The sequence below is a fragment of the Paraburkholderia caffeinilytica genome (assembly GCF_046030355.1).
GTDB classification, from domain to species: Bacteria; Pseudomonadota; Gammaproteobacteria; order Burkholderiales; family Burkholderiaceae; genus Paraburkholderia; species Paraburkholderia caffeinilytica_B.
The window spans coordinates 409,180-427,507 of record NZ_JAQQCQ010000002.1; the positions used below are offsets into that span (position 1 = coordinate 409,180).

Below are 18,328 nucleotides of genomic sequence, written 5' to 3' on the forward strand. Positions count from 1 at the left end.
GCGCAGATGGCTCTCTCGCTTGTCGACAAACTGGTAGTGGCAATCTCGTCGCGCGCGCTGTTCGACTTCGAGGAAGAGAACTGCGTCTACGAGAAAGGCAACCTGCAAGCGTATGAAGCGTTGCAGCGCGAGCGGCTGGCCGTGCCCGCCAAACCGGGCGTCGCGTTTCCCTTGATCCGCAAGCTGCTGGCCTTGAATGCCGGCGGCCACCGGGTCGAAGTGGTGATCCTGTCGCGCAGCGATCCGATCAGCGGCTTGCGCGCGTTTCATTCCTGCCGTGAATATGGGCTGGCCATCGAGCGTGGCGTGTTCACACGCGGACGCGCGCCATTCGGTTATCTGAAGCCGTTGAACGCCTCGCTGTTTTTGTCCGCGAATCAGGACGACGTGCGCGACGCCTTGGCCGCCGGATTTCCGGCCGCGCGCGTCTTGCCCGAATCGGCGAAAATGGCGAGCAAGTATCCCGACGAGATCCGGATCGCGTTCGACGGCGACGCCGTATTGTTTTCCGATGAAGCCGAGCGCATCTTTCAGAAAGATGGCTTGCGCGCCTTTGTCGGTCATGAGATTCACAACAAGGATTTGCCGCTCGCGGATGGGCCTTTGAAGCCGTTGCTCGAAGCGCTGCACCGCCTGCAGAAACTCGCGGACGAAGCCGCACCCATGCATATTCGTACGGCATTGGTGACGGCGCGCTCGGCCCCGGCGCATGAGCGCGCGATCCGCACATTGATGGCGTGGAACATCGAAATCGACGAAGCGATGTTTCTCGGCGGCCTCGACAAGAGCGCGTTTTTGCGCGAGTTCGAGCCGGACTTTTTCTTCGACGACCAAATTGGCCATTGCGAATCGGCCCGCGTCGTGACGGCGACGGGGCACGTGCTGAGTGGCATCGTGAACGCATCATGACACCCGAACAATCACCGCTGGGTAAGGCTTCCACTTACACCGAACAATATGACGCCTCGCTGCTCTTTCCGATTGCCCGGAAGAATGCGCGCGACGCGATTGGAATCGGCGCGCAGTTGCCGTTTTTCGGCACGGACATCTGGAATGCTTACGAGCTTTCCTGGCTGAACGCGCGCGGCAAGCCGCAGATTGCAGTGGCGACTTTCTATGTGCCGGCTGATTCGCCGAATATCGTCGAGTCGAAGTCGTTCAAACTTTATCTGGGGTCGTTTGCGCAGACGGCTTTTGAGTCGATGGACGTGGTGCGTGACACGATCAAGCGGGATGTTTCCGCTTCTTGCGGCGCGACAGTGTCTGTTCATCTGACTGCACCGTATGAGTTCGGCAAGCTGCAGATGGAAGAATTTGAAGGTTTGTCGCTAGACCGGCTCGATCTGGATACCGATGTTTATCATCCTGACGCTTCATTGCTGAAGGCCGCGCTCGATGAAGCACCGGTGGAGGAGACGTTGTTCTCTAACTTGCTGAAGTCGAATTGTCCGGTGACGGGGCAGCCTGACTGGGGCAGCCTGCAGATTCATTACGTCGGGCCGCAGATCGATCATGCAGGCTTGCTGAGGTACATCATCTCCTATCGGAATCACACCGGGTTTCATGAGCAGTGTGTCGAGAAGATTTTTATCGATGTGATGAAGGCTTGTAAGCCGGTCAAGCTGGCTGTCTATGCGCGTTACACCCGGCGCGGCGGGCTGGATATCAATCCGTTCCGCACCAACTACAACCTGCCCATGCCGGACAATATGCGGCTGGCGCGTCAATAGCCCACAAATAGCCGATTGGTTTTTCGCCGCAGATACTCAATAGCATCTGCGGCGAATAAAAAACTTCAGGCCACGGGCTTCTTATAAGCCACGCAATCAACCTCGACCCGGCAATCGATCACCATCGACGAAACCACACAAGCCCGAGCCGGCGGGTTCTCGCCAAAGTACTCACGAAACACCTTGTTGAACGAAGCGAAATCACGCGGATCGTCGAGCCACACGCCGCAGCGGACCACATGCTCCGCCCCGTAGCCCGCTTCCTTCAAGATAGCAAACACGTTCTGAATCGCCTTGTGCGATTGCTCGACAATCCCGCCGTTGATCACCTCGCCGTTTTCCATCGGCGTCTGCCCGGACACGAATAACCAGCCATCCGCTTCGACTGCCCGAGCAAAGGGCATATGTTGACCGCCGGTACCCTTGCCACCTTCAACGCCATATCGCTTCATCGTCCCACTCCTTAAAAAATCCGGCACGCGGCGCGAGCAACGCCACAACCGCTTGCCATATCAATCAGACAACCAGAATCAAAACGCGCCGTGCGCATCACCCTTCGACGCCGCACCGCGCGCCACGAAATGCCCTGCCCGTTCGCCGGTCACTGCGCCGTCGCGATAAGCCAGCACGCCATTCACCCACACCGCGTCAATGCCGTCCGCGGCCTGTTGCGGCTTTTCGAACGTCGCCGCGTCGCGCACCCTGGCCGGGTCGAACAACACCAGATCCGCGTGATAACCGATATGCACCTCGCCGCGCTGCGCCAACCCGAACCGGCATGCCGACAAGCTGGTCATCTTGCGCACCGCCTCTTCGAGCGGCAGCAAACCGGCGTCACGCACGTAGTGCCCAAGCACGCGTGGAAACGCACCCCACAACCGCGGATGCGGCAACGGATCGTTCGGCAATCCATCCGAGCCGACCATCGTCGCGGGATGCGACAGAATGCGCCGCACGTCGTCCTCGGACATGTTGTGATACACCGCGCCCGCCGGCTGCAAGCGCTTGCCCGCCTCCTGCTGCGTGACGCCCCACTCGGCGGCAATTTCCTTGATCAGCTTGCCCGCCATCTCGGGATGCGGCTCGGACCACGTAATCGTGATGTCGATATCGCCTGTCACCTGCTTTACATCGAGCGTCGACGAACTGCGGTTGTACGGATAGCAATCGCAACCGATCGGCTGCAAACGACGCGCACCTTCCAGCGACTTCAGCACTTCGACGCTACGCCCCCAGTTCGACGGCCCCGCGCACTTCAGATGCGAAATCACCACCGGTACGTGCGCGTGACGGCCCACGCGGTACGCTTCGTCCATCGCATCGAGAATCGCGTCGAACTCGGTACGCATGTGCGTCGTGTAAAGCGCGCCTGCGGCGGCAAGCGGCTCGGCCAGTGCCATCACTTCTTCAGTCGGCGCGGAGAAGGCGGAGCCGTACGCGAGCCCCGAACTCAGACCCAACGCCCCGTTCGCCAACGCCTCCTCGAGTTGCGCGCGCATTCCGTCGATTTCCGCCGCGGTCGCCGCACGATCGAGCCGGTCCATCTGATTGCTGCGCAAGGCCGTATGCCCGATCAACGCGCCGACGTTCACCGCCGGACGCGCGGCGTTCACCGCTTCGACGTACGCAGCGAAAGTCGGGTATTGAAACGCGTCACGCTCGCCAAGCAGATTCATCGGGTCAGGCGGATCGCCCTTCAACGACACCGGCGACGCACTGATCCCGCAGTTGCCGACGATCACCGTCGTCACGCCCTGCGTGATCTTCGGCAGCATTTGCGGCGAACGGATCACGTGCGTGTCGTCATGCGTATGAACGTCGATGAACCCCGGCGCCAACGCGCGGCCGTTGGCCTCGACCACCTCTTCGGCGAGCCAGTTCGACAGATTGCCGATCGCGGCGATGCGGCCGTCACGGATCGCAACGTCGCGTTCGACCGGCGGTGCGCCCGTGCCGTCGTACAGTTGCGCGCCGACGATCAGCGTATCGGCGGCTTCGGGATGCGAATGCATGGATCAGTCTCCTAACGGTTGTCGATCGCCGCCGCCGCGATGCGTGTCGAGCGCGTGCTTCATGCGGCGCAGCAATTCCCGGCTCTCGTCACCCTGACTGACGGCAAGTTCGGTGACGAGCACATCGAGCGCCATCATCATCGCGTAACGCGACGACGACGGCTTGTAAATGAAATCGGTTTCAAAGGCGACGATCGGGATCACCCAATCGGCCAGTTTGGCCAACGGCGAAGCCGGCGCGGTCAGCGCGATCACAGTCGCCCCGTAGCTGCGCGCGATCTTGCAGTTCTCGACCATTTCGGGCACGCGCCCGGTGGTGGACAGCGCGATCACTACGCACTCGCGCGACACGGTGCTCGCCACCATGCGCTGCAGCAAGCCGTCCTGATAGGTCGCCACCGGACGGCCGAGGCGCACGAGCCTGAAGCGCATTTCGTCGGCGAGCGCGGTCGAGCCGCCGCCCATGCCGAACACGTAGATCATCCGCGCGGCGCGCAATGCGGCTGCCGCTTCGTCTAACGGCGCCTGCCGCAGCAATTGATGGTTATGCGCAAGCGCCGTCTGCAGTTCGTCGAACACGCGGGTGGCAATCGGCTCGGGCGCGTCGGCAGGTCCACCCGCCTGCAGGAAGCGCTGACCGACAGCGGCCGCCTGCGCGAGCCGCAGCTTCAACTCCCGTACGTCACGGCAGCCCACCGCCTTGGCAAAGCGCGTCACGGTCGCGACGCTCACCTCCGCCTGCTGGGCGAGCGCACCGATGCTGGCGCGCGATGCGCCGGTCAGGTCGTCGAGGATCAGCGCCGCCACCTTACGTTCGGCCGAACGCAATTCCGGCGCGCACTCGGCGATGCGCGCGACGATATCGAAGGCCAGCGGTTCGGCGGTTGAGTTCATTGCGGACTGTGGAGTGTCTCGCGCAGGCTTACAAGAAGCCTCCGGCAAGCCGTGGTACTAAATAACATTTCTCCATCCATCGTACTTTCGGTAACATGGTAAAGTCAACTTTGATTCGATTTAACTGGACGATGGAGCAGGGAGACATGAAAGTTACAAACTATCAGGGCGCAACGATTGATCCTTATAGCAAGGGCTTGGGCATGGTTCCGGGCACCAGCATCCAACTCACGGATGCCCCGCGCCTCGAGTGGAACCTGCTAAACGAAGACGTGAGTCTGCCCGCCGCCGTGCTGTACGCGGATCGCGTGGAACATAACTTGAAATGGATGCAGGCATTCGTCGCGGAATACGGTGTCAAACTCGCGCCGCACGGCAAAACCACCATGGCGCCGCAGCTGTTTCGCCGTCAACTCGAAACGGGCGCATGGGGTATCACGCTCGCCACCGCGCATCAGGTGCGTGCGGCGTATCACGGCGGTGTTTCGCGGATCCTGATGGCCAACCAGCTGGTTGGCCGCCACAACATGATGATGGTCGCCGAGTTGCTGAGCGATCCCGATTTCGAGTTCTTCTGCCTCGTGGATTCGGTCGAAGGCGTCGAGCAACTGGGTCAGTTTTTTACGTCGGTGCGCAAGCCGCTGCAAGTATTGCTCGAGCTCGGCGTGCCCGGCGGCCGCACCGGCGTGCGCGACGAAGCGCAGCGCAATGCGGTGCTCGAGGCAATCGCGCGCTATCCGGATGTGTTGAAACTGGCGGGCGTCGAGCTGTATGAAGGCGTGCTGAAAGAAGAACACGAAGTGCGCGAGTTCCTGCAGAGCGCCGTCGCGGTGACACGCGCGCTCGTTGATGAAGGACGTTTTGCCCGCACGCCGGCGGTTCTGTCGGGCGCCGGTTCGGCCTGGTACGACGTGGTCGCGGAAGAGTTCGCGAAGGCCTCGGAGACCGGCAAGGTCGAAGTCGTGCTGCGGCCCGGCTGCTATTTGACGCATGATGTGGGCGTCTACCGCAAGGCGCAGACGGACATCTTCGCGCGCAATCCGGTCGCGAAGAAAATGGGCGAAGGCTTGCTGCCTGCGCTGCAACTATGGGCGTATGTGCAGTCGATTCCGGAACCGGATCGCGCGATCATCGGCCTAGGCAAACGCGATTCCGCTTTCGACGCAGGCATGCCGGAGCCATCGCGCCACTATCGTCCGGGCACCGAAGCGCCGCGCGATATCGCGGCGAGCGAAGGGTGGGAGATTTTCGGCCTGATGGATCAGCACGCGTATCTGCGGATTCCCGCGGGCGCCGATCTGAAGGTAGGCGACATGATCGCGTTCGACATCTCGCATCCGTGCCTGACATTCGACAAGTGGCGTCAGGTGCTGGTGGTCGATCCGTCGTATCGCGTCACGGAAGTGATCGAAACGTTCTTCTGATCGTGATAGAACCGGCGCGCTTCACCGCAAGGTGGCGCGTCGTTTGCTGCAGTTGAGTCGGACCTAACTAAGCCTGGCGAGCCGGGTCGGCCTCCGCCGTGTCGGACACCTGGGACGCCTGGGAAACCAGGGAAGCTGACGCGGCTGCGACGCCGGCCGCGGCCGCCACTTCGCCGATCCGCACTTCCAGCATTTTCAACGCGCCCGACAGCGCGCTCAGCGCTTCGTCCGGCAATGCCGCCATCGTGTCGTGCAAAAATGCGTTGCGACGCGGCAGGCTGGCTTCGGTCGCCGACTGCCCCGCTTCGGTCAAACGCACATTGGTCACGCGGTTGTCGCGCGCATCCATGCTGCGGGCAATCCAGCCTAAACCCTCCAGCGTTTTCAACTGCCGCGTCAGTGCGCCCGGATCGACGCGCAAACGCTCGACCAGCCGCTTCTGCGACGATTCGCCGGCCTGTTCGTGCAGTGCGAGCAGAATCCGCCAGCGCGGCAACGGATGACCCACCTGAGTCTCGAACGCCGACATGAACGCCCGATAAGTGCGGCCGAATTGCTGCATGACGGCGACGCGGTCCTGTTCTTCCATGATCTGTCAGTAAAACGGTAAGGCTAAAAATCAATCCGCGTGAATCACCGGCTCGAGCTTGCGCTGGAGCTTGACCGGCGGCACACGGCGGCTTTGCCATACAGACACTACGGCGATGATCGCCGCAAGCGCGAGACCCAGATGAATGGCTGAAACGAGCGCCTCGCGTGCGCTCTCGAGCAGCATTGCGCCGTTGTGGCCCGCATGCGTCAACTGGCCGAGCAAGGTGGTTTGCGCGTCGCGATTGATCAGGATTTGCGGATCGCCGAGATCGGAGAACCACTGCGACGCATGATCGTTTTCCAGCGCGCTGCGCACGCCGCTCGCGTACATATGGCTGACCAGCGTACCGGTCAGCGCCGTGCCGATCATTCCGCCGATCATCCGCAGCGACTGCAGCAGCGCGGTGGCGATACCGAGGTGTTCGCGTCCGGCCGTCTGTTGCGCAAAGATCGTCAGATTCGGCATCACGAAACCGAGCCCGAGGCCGCCGAGCACCATGAACGACATCAGCAGCCATTGCGGCATGGCGCGCGTCGCGACGACCACGCCAAGGCACGCCAGCGCCACCAGCGCGAAGCCGATGTACAGCATCAGATTCGGATTGCGCACACGCGAGACGATGCGTCCGTTGGCGATACTGCCGATCGTGATGAACACGACGAGCGGCGTAATGACGAGTCCCGCGTCTTTCGGCGACATCCCGAAGCCGCCCTGGAATAGCAACGGTGCGTAGAACAGCAGCGAGAACATGGTGAAGCCGCCTAGCACGGCGAGCGTGAAGAGCGCGGCCAGACTGCGATTGCGAAACATATCCACCGGCAGAATGGCCGTCGGGCAACGCTTTTCCCACTGCCACAGGCCATATGCCGAGGCAACGCTCAGCGCAAGCAGCGCAAACGCGCTCAAGGTGACGCCGTGCTTCGGCAACAACTCGACAAACAGTTGCAGCGAGCCGAGCGCCACCGCGATCAACAGCGCACCCGGCCAATCGAGCCGCATCTTGCCTTTGTGCTCGATGTGCCGCAGATGCGGCAGAAAGCGCCAGACGAAAAATAGCGACAGCAGACCGACCGGCAGATTCACATAAAACACTGAACGCCAGCCGTAGTACTGCGTGAGAAAACCGCCGAGAGACGGTCCCACCGCGTTCGCAATCCCGAACGCCGAACTCATCAGCACCTGCCAGCGCAGTCGCACGACCGAGTCGGGGAATAGATCAGGAATGCACGCGAAGGCGGTGCCAACCAGCATGCCGCCGCCGATGCCCTGCAAGCCGCGCGCGAGCACGAGGAACAGCATGGTGTTGGCCGCGCCGCAGAGCACCGAGGCTGCCGTGAACACGACGATCGATGCGATCACGAAGGGCTTGCGCCCGTAGTAGTCGCCGAGGCGGCCGAAGATCGGCACGGTAATCACCGAGGTCAGCAGATACAACGTGGCGACCCACGCGTAGAGCTCGAAACCCTTCAGTTCCGCGACGATGGTGGGCAGCGCGGTGCCGACCACGGTCTGGTCCAGGGCGACCAGCATCGAGACGAAGGACACGCCGAGCATCGCCAGTAGCGATTCGCGGAAAGGTAAAACTTGCCCACTCGAGTGGTGGGCCGCAGTATGGACAGCCATATTTGATAGCGCAACAGTTGACTCGTCAAACGATTGGGAATCATACCACGAGGCGATGCTCTAAGCTGGAGCCCGCCGACGGCGTTCACCGCGCCGGCAATCGACCGGAAAATGGACAATAGATGACGCCAGGGAGGCACATGGAGCCGAGTTCGCTCGCAGCACAATCGTTATCGGACGACGACCTGAACGCGCTGCGACGCGCGAAACACGAACTGGAAAGCCCCGCGCTGGCGATGAAACTGGCGAGCATCGTCGGCTCGCCGCTCGAGAAACTGCTCTCGCGCATGCCGGCTTTTGCCAACGAAAAGGTCACGGATGCGACGGAATTGGCGTTGCGCAAGTGCCTCTCGATCGCGCTGCGCACGCTGGGGCGGCAGGCCGGCGCCTCACCTCTCGTGGTACCCGACAAGCCGAGCAATCTGCTGCACAAGTTCGCCGTGGCCACCACCGGCGCGGCCGGCGGCGCATTCGGTCTGTTCGCACTGCCCGTCGAGTTGCCCGTCACGACCACGCTGATGTTTCGCTCGATCTGCGACATTGCGCGCAGCGAGGGCGAGGATCTGTCGTCGATCGACACACAGCTGCAATGCCTGACGGTGCTCGGCATGGGCGGCACCTCGAAAGCCGACGACGACGCCGACTTCGGCTACTTCATCATGCGCGGCGCGTTGGCGCAGGCGGTATCGAAGGCTTCATCAGAAATCGCAACAAAAGGCTTCACCGCGCATGGCTCCGCGGCCTTGCTGCGCCTCCTCAATACGATTGCCGCGCGCTTTTCGGTGCAGGTGAGCGAGCAGATCGCCGCCAAGTCGATTCCGGCCATCGGCGCGGTGCTTGGCGCAATGGTCAATACGGTGTTCATCGACCACTTCCAACAGGTCGCGCACGGTCACTTCACCGTGCGACGGCTGGAGCGGCAATACGGCCAGGAAACGGTCGAAGCCGCCTATCAGGCGATCGACGTCACGCTGGATGGCTGAGCGGCCACGCTGCGCCCGCCCGTTGCACGCGTCACGCGCTGTACGAAGGCCGCGGCGCGGTCGAGCGCGCGGCCGCCTTCCGGGATGAACGGCGTGAACAGGGGCCACACGTGCGGCATCTTCTTCCACACTTCGAATTCACAGTCGACGCCCGCCGCGCGCGCCTTGTCGGCCACGCGTTGTGAGTCGTCGAGCAAGACCTCGGTGCTGCCCGCCATGATGCAGAGCGGCGGCAAACCGTGCAGGTCGGCATAGACCGGCGAAGCGTAGGGATGCGTCGCCGGCGTGTCGCCGAGATAAACCTGCGCAGCCCGAGCGATCGCTGCGCCACTGAACATGGGATCCAGACCGTCGTTGGTGCGGATGGTGGCGCCGGCAGCGGCCAGATCGGTCCACGGCGAGAACAGCAGGCAGCCTGCCGGCAGCGGATCGCCGGCGTCGCGCAAAGCGACCAGCGTGGCAAGCGCAAGACCGCCGCCCGCTGAATCTCCCGCGATCACGATCGACCCGGGCGGCGTGCCGTTCGCGACCAGTTGGCGGTAGGCCGCGGCTGCATCGTCGAGCGCGGCCGGAAAGCGATGCTCGGGAGCGAGACGATAGTCGAGGGAAAAGATCGAAGCGTTCGCGCGCGTGGCCAGGCCAAATACGAGCGACCGGTGCGTACGCGGCGAACAGAAATAATAGCCACCACCATGGCAATACAGCACGGTCGGGCCGTTTCCGGAAGGGGACACGCCATCAGCGCGCTCGATCCACTCACCGTGCAGCGGCCAATCGTCCGGCCCGTACAACTCACGCAGACGCCAGCCGCCCGGCACGCGCGGCGACCAGGCGCGCCTGGCTGTCAGCGCACGCGCCTTCTCGACATGGATAGTCGGCTTGAGGGTTTGCGGTCGAAACTGCCTGCGCAAATACCAGCACGCGAGTGCACTTTGCCAGCTCATCGGGACACGCTCCTTCGATAGTGTCCCGCCATGGTACGTGCGTTCCCAGCCGGGCCGGTGGACGGCGGCTTCTAATCCCAAAACGCGCCCGCGCCGCCGAGCAACGCTTTCCTCGCTGTCCTCCTGTCCTGTCTAGTTCGCCGGCAAAACCTGCCCGCGAATCTCGCCCGTCGGATTCTGCTCGGTATGGACGTTGAAGTACCACTGCCCCGCCATCAGGTCCGTCACCTGCTGTTCGCTGAGCGCCGCCGATCCCTTGATCGGACTCGCGAGCGCGTCCTTGCCGATCGGCACCTGGACCTTGGCGTTCTGCCCGACCGGCGCGGGACCGTGGAAATGCGCGGCGGTTGCCGGACCACTCAGCCCTTCATAGGTGACCGTCCATTGCAGGGACCTGGTCGACGTATCGAACGTGGCGTTCAACATGCCGTGCCCGTGACTGACGCGCGGCGGCACTTCACTCGATGGCTCGAGATCGGCCTTCAACGCCACCGTATCCGCAAAGGCGACACCCGACGCCAACGCCCACACCACCACGGCAAGATTCAGTTTTCGAAGCGCAATCATGGTCTTCTCCGGACTTTGATGCACCGCCGCACCGACATTTCGGTCACGCGCGGAGCCACCACATACTAGTGCAAATCCGTTGCGGCCGTTTGCTTGAGGGTCAAATGACGTCGGGGCGCCCGGCGCTCGGGGCGCAGCAACGAAAAAAGCACCGCGAGCGGTGCTTTAGTGCGTTTCCTTCCCACAGCAATGTTTTAGAAGCGGTGACGAATACCCGCCGTCGCAACCGCCTGCCTCTTGGTCAACGACGGTGCGTCGGTACCGAACACTTGCGCGCCAACCTTGTTGCCATTCGCGCCGATCTGTGCGACGCCTTCGGCGTACAGGTCGGTGCGCTTCGACAGTGCGTAGTCGGCCTGCAGACCGAACTGGTTCCAGTGGCTCGATCCGTTCGACGCGCCGCCCGCGTGCTGCAGTGCCTGCGTGTACGTGTAAGCCACGCCGAATGCCAGCGCCGGCGTCAGGGTATAGCGCGCGTTGACTTCGTAGTTGTCGTAACGCACCGAGGCGGTGTTGTTCACGAAATCGAAACGGCTTTGCGTGTAGACCACGCCGACTGTTGCCGGGCCGAATGCGTAGTTGCCGCCAGCGCCCCACGTGCGTTGCCGTTGACGTTCGCCTGCCATGCCGATGTTCGGTGCGCCGTCCTGGATCGCACCGTTCACATTGCCGCCGACACCCTGAGCCTGCAAATAGCCGGCCGCCAGTTTCAGGCCGCCGTTCGAATAGCCCATGCCTGTGCTGTAAGCGCGATCGTTCGCGAAGGCGCCTGGCTGGTTCGAAAAGCCGTACAGGCCGCTGAAAGAGAAGCCGCCGTAGTTCACACTCTGGTACTTCACCGAGTTGTTGATGCGCATGGTCGCATTGGCGTTGTCGTTATCGCCGCGATGGGCGAAGTACGTGCCGCCCCAGCTGCCGGTCGCCGTCAACGGAGCAAGATAGTCAACAACGGAGTCGTACTGACGACCCAGCGTAACCGTGCCGTAGCCGCTCGAGATACCCGCGAATGCCTGCCGGCCGAAGCTGCGGCCACCTTGCGCAGCAGCGCCGTTGGCAACGCTAAAGCCGTTTTCCAGCGTGAAAACTGCCGCGTAGCCAGCGCCGAGATCTTCACGACCTTGCAGACCCCAACGACTGCCCGACAGATTGCCGCTCGTCAGACCATACGAAACATCATGCTTCGACGGGCGGCTGGCCAGAACTTCATTTTTCACATACGTAAAGCCGGCATCGACGACGCCGTACAGCGTCACGCTGCTTTGCGCGTTAGCTGCGCTAGCGAACGTCGCGGAGACCGCCGCGAGAATCAGAATCTTTTTCATGTTGTTTCAGATAACGTGTGGTGATTGAGTCGTCGACTCGATTAATTTTCACAGCGCGATTTCATGCTGAGAACTGACTGAATCCAGAGCGCTCAGCACACGGGCTCAATTTGCAGGGCGGAGTTTAGGTGCCAAACTTTCAGGGACACCACGCGTGTTCGCGCAAAATATTTTTTGAATTATTCGAAAAGTCGACGTGGCAACATCGGTGAGCCTTGAGCTGAAAGGCAACCCGTTTATCTCCTTTTATATTTAGCGATACTTATCTAATTAAAGCGTTGTGACCTCGCCACATCACGCGTTCGGAAGTCTCTCAATACCTATTCCGCCGGTTCTTGTGCCGGGTCGTTTTCCCGGCGATTACCATGCATGTCTCTCGCGTGCAGCATGGGCGCTTTCTCGTCACAGGCCTCTGCCGCTGGCTGCACTGGTTCACGCCGCACGCAACCGAACGCCCGCAGCTTTACGCACCCAGGCATTTCCCGCTCAAACCCACTATCACGATGAATCACCTGCAGGCCATGCGCGTCTTTCTGAAAGTCGCAGAAAACGGTTCTTTCGGGCGCGCAGCCGCAAGTCTGGATCTCTCCAACGCGGTGGTGACGCGTTACGTCGCTTTACTCGAAACGCACCTCGATACGCGGCTCGTCAACCGAACCACACGCAGCCTGTCGTTGACCGAGGCCGGATCTGCCTATGCCGACGGCTGCCGGCAACTTCTCGATCAACTGGAAGCAATAGAGTCCAGCGTTTCCCAAAGCGCGAATGATCCGTCCGGCACGTTGAAACTCGTGGCGGTCGCGTCATTCTCGTTATTTGGATTGACGCCGCTGCTGCAGCGTTATCGCTTGCAGTGCCCGCAAGTCAAACTTTCGGTCACGCTGCTGCATCGACCGGTGGATCTGATTGAAGAGGGATTTGATGCCGGCATCGTAGTGGCTGGGCAGGTCAGTGGCGGCACCTTGATCAAGCGAGCTTTATTCAAGGTCCGCTCGGTGGCGGTTGCCTCGCCCGCGTACCTCGCCGCGCGGGGTACGCCGTCGGTCCCGGCGCAACTTGCCGCTCACCCGTTTTTGGCTCCGTCAGCCAATGTGCACGGCGCCGAATGGTGTTTCGTCGATACCGACGGAATCGAGATAACCGTCAACATGAAGGCCGCCTATGCGGTCAACAACGCGGTAATGCTTCGCCAGGCGGCGCTCGCCGACATGGGCATTACCATCCTGCCGGAGAATCATGTCGCGGCGGACCTGATGAGCGGCGCACTTGTGCAGGTGCTGCCGGACTACCGAATCAAAGGCGCGGACAAGGAAGTTTCGTTGGTGTACCCCGGGCGGCGGCACGTGTCCGCCAAGACGCGCTCGTTTGTCGAATTCACCGTCGATTATTTTCGAAATAGGGTCGGGGCGCCGCTTCCGTCGATATTTACAAACAGTTAATTGCGCAATTCGTAATGAATCTTTTGCGCAGTCGCGGTTATGCTTCCGATTGCGAGAAGTGACTCCTTCATCGAGGGATGTCTCCAAATCTTTAACGCGGCTTCGGCCGCGTTTTTTTTCGTCATCTCGACTCGCCTTCTTGATTCGCCATCTCGACTCGCCACCTGGATTTACTGACGAAGGCGCCCCTATGTGATCGCCGAAGCGAGGCACCACAACCGCGCCATTTTCGCCTTGCCTTGCCTTGCCTTGGCTTGGCTTGGCTTGGCTTGGCTTGGCTTGGCTTGGCTTGGCTTGGCTTGGCTTGGCTTGGCTTGGCTTGGCTTGGCTTGGCTTGGCTTGGCTTGGCTTGGCTTGGTGCGGTGCACTGCAGCAGTGCGGTCCAGCATCATGCAAGTAACGCAGCCTGCTCCTCGATTCCATTCAGCATCGCATTGCACTTGCGCGCCAATGCCAGCCCGTCACTGCGCAAGCGTTCCGGCGTCTTGACGGTGATATCCCGGCGATAGTCTTCCAGCGCATTGAGCAGCGGCGGGTATTGCAACACGCTCACCGCGCCTGCCACGCGATGATGCCACTCGCGCAGACGCTCGACCTCGATACGCTCGAGTAACGGCGACAATGCCAACACGTCTTCGCGCACCGATGAAACGAAGGAATCGAGCAATGCCTTAACCGTCGATTCGCTCCCCCACAGTTGCGTCATATGATTCAGATCGACCGGGACGAATGGTTCGAGGCCGCCACGCACATCCGGCCCGGAAACCAGCGGCGCGCTGGTCGTTTCAGCGGGTGCTGCTTGCCATGCGCTGTCAGTGCCGAACCAACGACTCAGGTAATCGCGTAGCGTAGCGAGCCGCGTCGGCTTGACGAGGCAGTCATCCATGCCGGCGTCACGACATAGCTTCAAGTCCTCCGGCGCGGTATTCGCCGTAATCCCCAGGATTGGCAGATGATGCGCACCATCCGCTTCTCTTTCCCGGATGCGCCGCGCCAGTTCGTAGCCGGACAGGTTCGGCATGTGGCAGTCCGTGATCAGACATCCATAGCTGGTTTGCTCGAGTGCGGCCAGTGCCTCGACGCCGTCGTTCGTCACGTCACAGGCAAAACCGAGCAACGCCAGTTGATGGCGAATCAATTCCTGATTGACCGGATGGTCTTCCGCAACCAGGATCAGCCGTCCGCTGGCAATTGCCCGTTCGCGGTCCGGCGGCACGGGGGCGCCTTCAGCCCTATGCGGCATACCGGTGGAACGCGGTGTCACGGAAGGCAACCCCGTCATCACCGCGGCACATGCTGCACCAAGACCGCGCCACGAGATCGGATTAATACTGACGCGCACGGTATTGTCGAGGATGCGGTAGCCGGTCGGTTTCGGTTTCTCGGTCAGGCAGATGATCCGCGCACCGGACCCTTCGCTTGCAGGCAGCATCACGTCCTCACCCCGGAAAATGATATCCACGCCGGCTAAGGCGGCTGGATCGCGGAGCGCGGCCGCATCGGGCGACACGTGGCGCAACTCGAGTCCGAGCGCCTGACCGAAATGCATCAGCGCCTGCGCGACCCGTGCGTCACCCGTCGCTACAAGGCCGCGCTTGCCGCGCAAGCCATTCACGGAGTAACGCTGCGATTCCACAGGCATGGTCAGGCGGACAGTCATACGCGTGCCGACCCCAGGCTCGCTGTGCAATTCGAGGGTGCCGTTCATCAGGTCGATCAGTTTTCGGCAGATCGTCAGACCTAGGCCGGTTCCGCCGAAACGACGTGTGGTGGACGACTCCGCCTGCACGAACGGCTCGAACAGGCGCGCCTGCACCTCCGGTGCAATGCCAATGCCGGTGTCCGCGACAGTCATCTCGAGCGTCTGGGTGTCACCGGTCTGATCGACGGCCGCGACCTGCACGTCGACCTCGCCCTCCGGGGTGAATTTGATGGCGTTGCCGAGCAGATTGAACAGAATCTGCCGCAATCGCACGCTGTCACCCCGTAGCGTAGCCGCAACGTTCGGCGCGATATCCACGCGCACCTTCAGCCCCTTTTCGTGGGCGCGGCCCGCGAGCAAACCGACGGCATTGTCGACCAGTTCGCGCATGTCGATCGGTTCGGCTTCGATAGTCAACCGCCCCGCTTCGATCTTCGAATAGTCGAGCAGGTCGTCCAGAATCTGCAGCAATGCGCCTGCCGACTCGTGGATCATGCTCAGCATTTCCCCTTGATCCGCATTGAGCGGCGTGCGCTCCAGCACTTCGACGAGGCCGAGCACGCCGTTCATCGGCGTGCGGATTTCGTGACTCATCATCGCGACAAAATCATCTTTGGCGCGCGAAGCGGCTTCGGCTACGTCACGCGCTCGCGCGATTTCCTCGGACCGCGCGTGCTCCGCACTTGCGTCCACCCAATAGCCGCTCCACACCACGCTGCCATCCTGCTCGCGGCGTGGCACCAGTTCCGCGCGCGCCCACTTGAGTTCACGCTCGACGTCGAAGCGAAATTCCATATTCACCGGGGTTTCGCAACGCGCCGATCGCTCCAGCTCGGCCAGTACGAAAGGCCGGTCTTCTTCGCACACGCGTCTGAAGTCGATCTCTTCCCGGCTCATCGACGAAGTGCCGTCGCCACCCAACAGATGTCGCGTATCACCGCCGATGTACGGAAACGAATAAGCACCGTTCGCGGTGCGGCGAAGTTGAAATACGACGGCCGGCAATGAGCGCGTGACGTCGAAAAGGCGACGCTCGGTTTCGCGCGCGAGCATTTCAGCACGCCGGATATCGGTAATGTCGACCATCGTTCCCAGCACACAACTCGGCTTGCCGTCGCTGTTTCGACAGATCCGCGTCCAGAACAGGCCGTGACGCAGGTCGCCCGTGCCGCGTTCGAACTGGAGTTCCGCTTGAGCCGGCTCGTCGCCTGTCAGCATCTTGCGTGCGAGATCATCCAGAACGTGGCTATTGGCTTCGCCCCATGTCTGGACATCCACTGTCGTGCGCCCGATCACCGCGTCGCGGCGCAAACCACACGCTTCTTCATACGCCCGGTTGATCGCGATATAGCGCCCATCCAGATCTTTGGCGACGAGCGGATAGGGAACCATCTCCATCATGGTTTCCTGAAAGTTCAGTTGGAGCGCCAGCTCACGTTCGGTCTGTTTGCGCAGCCTGACTTCACGTTGCAGCAGCAGATAAGCGCGCAGCGTGACCAGTAGCACGACGCCGATACCGATCAGCAACGGCAGAAGCCGCACGGCGGTAACACTCCATGTTCCCGCCTCCCCCGTATTGCCGGTCACCCACTTCTGCCGGATGCGCTGCTTCTCGGCCGGCGGCATAGCCAGCAAAGCCCGGTCGATCAAACCTGCCAGCGGGCTCAGATCAGGACGCACCGCGAAGCCGAGCGCGTCGGATCCGCCAACCGTGCCCAGGATCTTGAGCACACCGGCATAACGTTGCTTGAGCAGGACATCGACGGCCGCAACGTTGCCAACCAGTACATCTGCCTGGCCCTTCTCGACCCTCTTGAGCGCGTCGTCCAGACTGGGCGCGACCGTGATGTTGGCGGCAGGAATCTTGTCGAGCGCGAGCGGAATCGAGCCGGCGATATGCGAGGAGACCACGATGCGCCGCGAGGCGAAATCACTGAGTGCGCGAGCGGCCGGTTCGTCCTCACGCCCAACGATCACGAGCGGATAGCTTTCGTATGCACGCGTGTGCCGCGCGCTCTTCAGACGCGGGTCGCTGCTGGAGGAAGTGGCCAGAATCGCCAGATCGCCGCGCTGAAAAGCTTCGATGGTCGCGGGCCAGTCAGCCGTGTGGGCACGGTTGAACACAACGCCCAGCGTGCGGCTCAAATAGTCCAGATATTCGGCGGCTATGCCGGCAGGATGGCCGGACTCATCGACATAACTGAAGGGTGGCCAGCCCGTGTCGAAGCCCACCTGCAACGGCGGTAACGAACGAAGCCAGGCTTGCTCATCCGGTGTTAGCACGAGGCGCCGCGCAGTGGACGCGGCTTGCGCGTCGAAGCTGCTGGATAGCCAGCGCGCGCGAATCTCGGTGTCGTCGGCCGGATTCATTGAGGCGAGCGCGCGATCGAGCTGGTCACGCAACGCCGCCCGGTTGCGCGGCAAGGCAAAGCGCAAGTCAGCGATTCTGCCGCGTTCCTCGAAGGCGACTTGCAGCCCGCGGAATTCCTCGCTGGTCAATGCATACTGAACGGCGGGCGTAAAGCCAAGATACGCATCGGCGTCGCCTCGCGCGACCGCCCGCAGCGCCTCATGCGTACTCGCGAAGGTTTCGATCTGGGCGCGCGGAAAGCGCTCGCGCAACGAACGTTCCAGCGCAAACCCTTTCTCTACCGCGAGGTTCGCGCCGGCAAGCTGGGCAGCGCTCGCGTACACGTTGCCGTCGCGACGCACCGCCACCGATGCGGATGCCCGAAAGTACGGCGCGGTGAAGTTGAAGCAGCGTTCCCGCTCGGGAGTGCGAGCGAGGCTCATGACCAGATCCACGTTGCCGGCGCAGGCCGCGGCCAGCAGTTGCGTCATGTCAGGAAACGTTTTGGACTCGATCACGACGTTCGGTCCAACGAGCGCGCGCAGATAGTCGGCGCTCAAGCCGGTTAGCTGGCCGTTCTGAAGCCCATCGAATGGCAACCACCCGTTCGCCAGAACGCCGACAGTCAGCCTGGCCGGAAAAGCGCCGCCGACCAGCGGATGCGACGGACTGGCGAACGGCTGAGCCACCGCAGGCTGCATCTGCACGACGACACAGGCGAACACCGTAAGCAGGCACTGCAATAC

The 18,328-nt window shown here is 61.9% G+C and carries 14 protein-coding genes; 5 read left to right on the plus strand and 9 right to left on the minus strand.

Features of this window, described 5'->3' with window-relative positions; all coding sequences use genetic code 11:
- The first annotated feature begins 6 nt into the window (after positions 1-6).
- Positions 7-909 carry a 5'-nucleotidase gene (locus PQQ95_RS04110; protein WP_154565585.1) on the plus strand — a complete coding sequence of 301 codons (903 nt, stop codon included), beginning with the start codon at positions 7-9 and terminating at the stop codon, positions 907-909.
- Positions 906-1,730, plus strand: a complete 825-nt coding sequence (gene queF / locus PQQ95_RS04115) for an NADPH-dependent 7-cyano-7-deazaguanine reductase QueF (protein ID WP_408435134.1) — start codon at positions 906-908, stop codon at positions 1,728-1,730. The genes PQQ95_RS04110 and queF overlap by 4 nt, the downstream gene beginning before the upstream one ends.
- A gap of 65 nt (positions 1,731-1,795) precedes the next feature.
- On the opposite strand, the gene PQQ95_RS04120 is transcribed toward queF, so the two are convergent.
- The 3 genes from PQQ95_RS04120 to PQQ95_RS04130 form a co-directional block, all read right to left on the minus strand.
- Positions 1,796-2,182, minus strand: coding sequence for a RidA family protein (locus PQQ95_RS04120; RefSeq protein WP_408435136.1), 387 nt, complete (start codon positions 2,180-2,182; stop codon positions 1,796-1,798).
- 78 nt (positions 2,183-2,260) lie between these two features.
- Positions 2,261-3,742, minus strand: a complete 1,482-nt coding sequence (locus PQQ95_RS04125) for an N-acyl-D-amino-acid deacylase family protein (protein ID WP_408435138.1) — start codon at positions 3,740-3,742, stop codon at positions 2,261-2,263.
- 3 nt (positions 3,743-3,745) lie between these two features.
- Positions 3,746-4,636 (minus strand): MurR/RpiR family transcriptional regulator, encoded by an 891-nt coding sequence (locus PQQ95_RS04130; RefSeq protein WP_408435139.1) that lies wholly within the window; start codon positions 4,634-4,636, stop codon positions 3,746-3,748.
- A gap of 146 nt (positions 4,637-4,782) precedes the next feature.
- On the opposite strand from PQQ95_RS04130, the gene PQQ95_RS04135 reads away from it, so the two are divergent.
- A complete protein-coding gene (locus PQQ95_RS04135) occupies positions 4,783-6,060 on the plus strand; it encodes an amino acid deaminase (RefSeq protein ID WP_408435141.1) in 1,278 nt (425 codons plus the stop codon).
- A 67-nt stretch (positions 6,061-6,127) separates the two neighbouring features.
- On the opposite strand, the gene PQQ95_RS04140 is transcribed toward PQQ95_RS04135, so the two are convergent.
- Together PQQ95_RS04140 and PQQ95_RS04145 are read right to left on the minus strand one after the other, a co-directional pair.
- Positions 6,128-6,649, minus strand: a complete 522-nt coding sequence (locus tag PQQ95_RS04140) for a MarR family winged helix-turn-helix transcriptional regulator (RefSeq protein ID WP_408435143.1) — start codon at positions 6,647-6,649, stop codon at positions 6,128-6,130.
- Between the two features lie 30 nt (positions 6,650-6,679).
- Positions 6,680-8,275, minus strand: a complete 1,596-nt coding sequence (locus PQQ95_RS04145) for an MDR family MFS transporter (protein WP_408435145.1) — start codon at positions 8,273-8,275, stop codon at positions 6,680-6,682.
- A gap of 140 nt (positions 8,276-8,415) precedes the next feature.
- On the opposite strand from PQQ95_RS04145, the gene PQQ95_RS04150 reads away from it, so the two are divergent.
- On the plus strand, positions 8,416-9,258 hold the full coding sequence (locus PQQ95_RS04150) for an EcsC family protein (RefSeq protein ID WP_408435340.1): 843 nt from the start codon (positions 8,416-8,418) through the stop codon (positions 9,256-9,258).
- On the opposite strand, the gene PQQ95_RS04155 is transcribed toward PQQ95_RS04150, so the two are convergent.
- From PQQ95_RS04155 to PQQ95_RS04165, 3 genes are all read right to left on the minus strand, one after another.
- The gene (locus PQQ95_RS04155) at positions 9,228-10,202 is read right to left on the minus strand and encodes an alpha/beta hydrolase (RefSeq protein ID WP_408435147.1); all 975 of its coding nucleotides are present in this window, start codon (positions 10,200-10,202) and stop codon (positions 9,228-9,230) included. The genes PQQ95_RS04150 and PQQ95_RS04155 overlap by 31 nt on opposite strands.
- 132 nt (positions 10,203-10,334) lie before the next feature.
- Complete coding sequence (locus tag PQQ95_RS04160) at positions 10,335-10,769, minus strand: CHRD domain-containing protein (RefSeq protein ID WP_408435149.1); 435 nt, start codon at positions 10,767-10,769, stop codon at positions 10,335-10,337.
- 194 nt (positions 10,770-10,963) lie between these two features.
- The gene (locus tag PQQ95_RS04165) at positions 10,964-12,091 is read right to left on the minus strand and encodes a porin (RefSeq protein ID WP_408435151.1); all 1,128 of its coding nucleotides are present in this window, start codon (positions 12,089-12,091) and stop codon (positions 10,964-10,966) included.
- 503 nt (positions 12,092-12,594) lie between these two features.
- On the opposite strand from PQQ95_RS04165, the gene PQQ95_RS04170 reads away from it, so the two are divergent.
- Positions 12,595-13,530, plus strand: coding sequence for a LysR family transcriptional regulator (locus PQQ95_RS04170; RefSeq protein ID WP_408435153.1), 936 nt, complete (start codon positions 12,595-12,597; stop codon positions 13,528-13,530).
- A gap of 388 nt (positions 13,531-13,918) precedes the next feature.
- Here PQQ95_RS04170 and PQQ95_RS04175 read toward each other — a convergent pair whose 3' ends face one another.
- A complete protein-coding gene (locus PQQ95_RS04175) occupies positions 13,919-18,283 on the minus strand; it encodes an ATP-binding protein (protein ID WP_408435342.1) in 4,365 nt (1,454 codons plus the stop codon).
- Between the last annotated feature and the right edge of the window lie 45 nt (positions 18,284-18,328).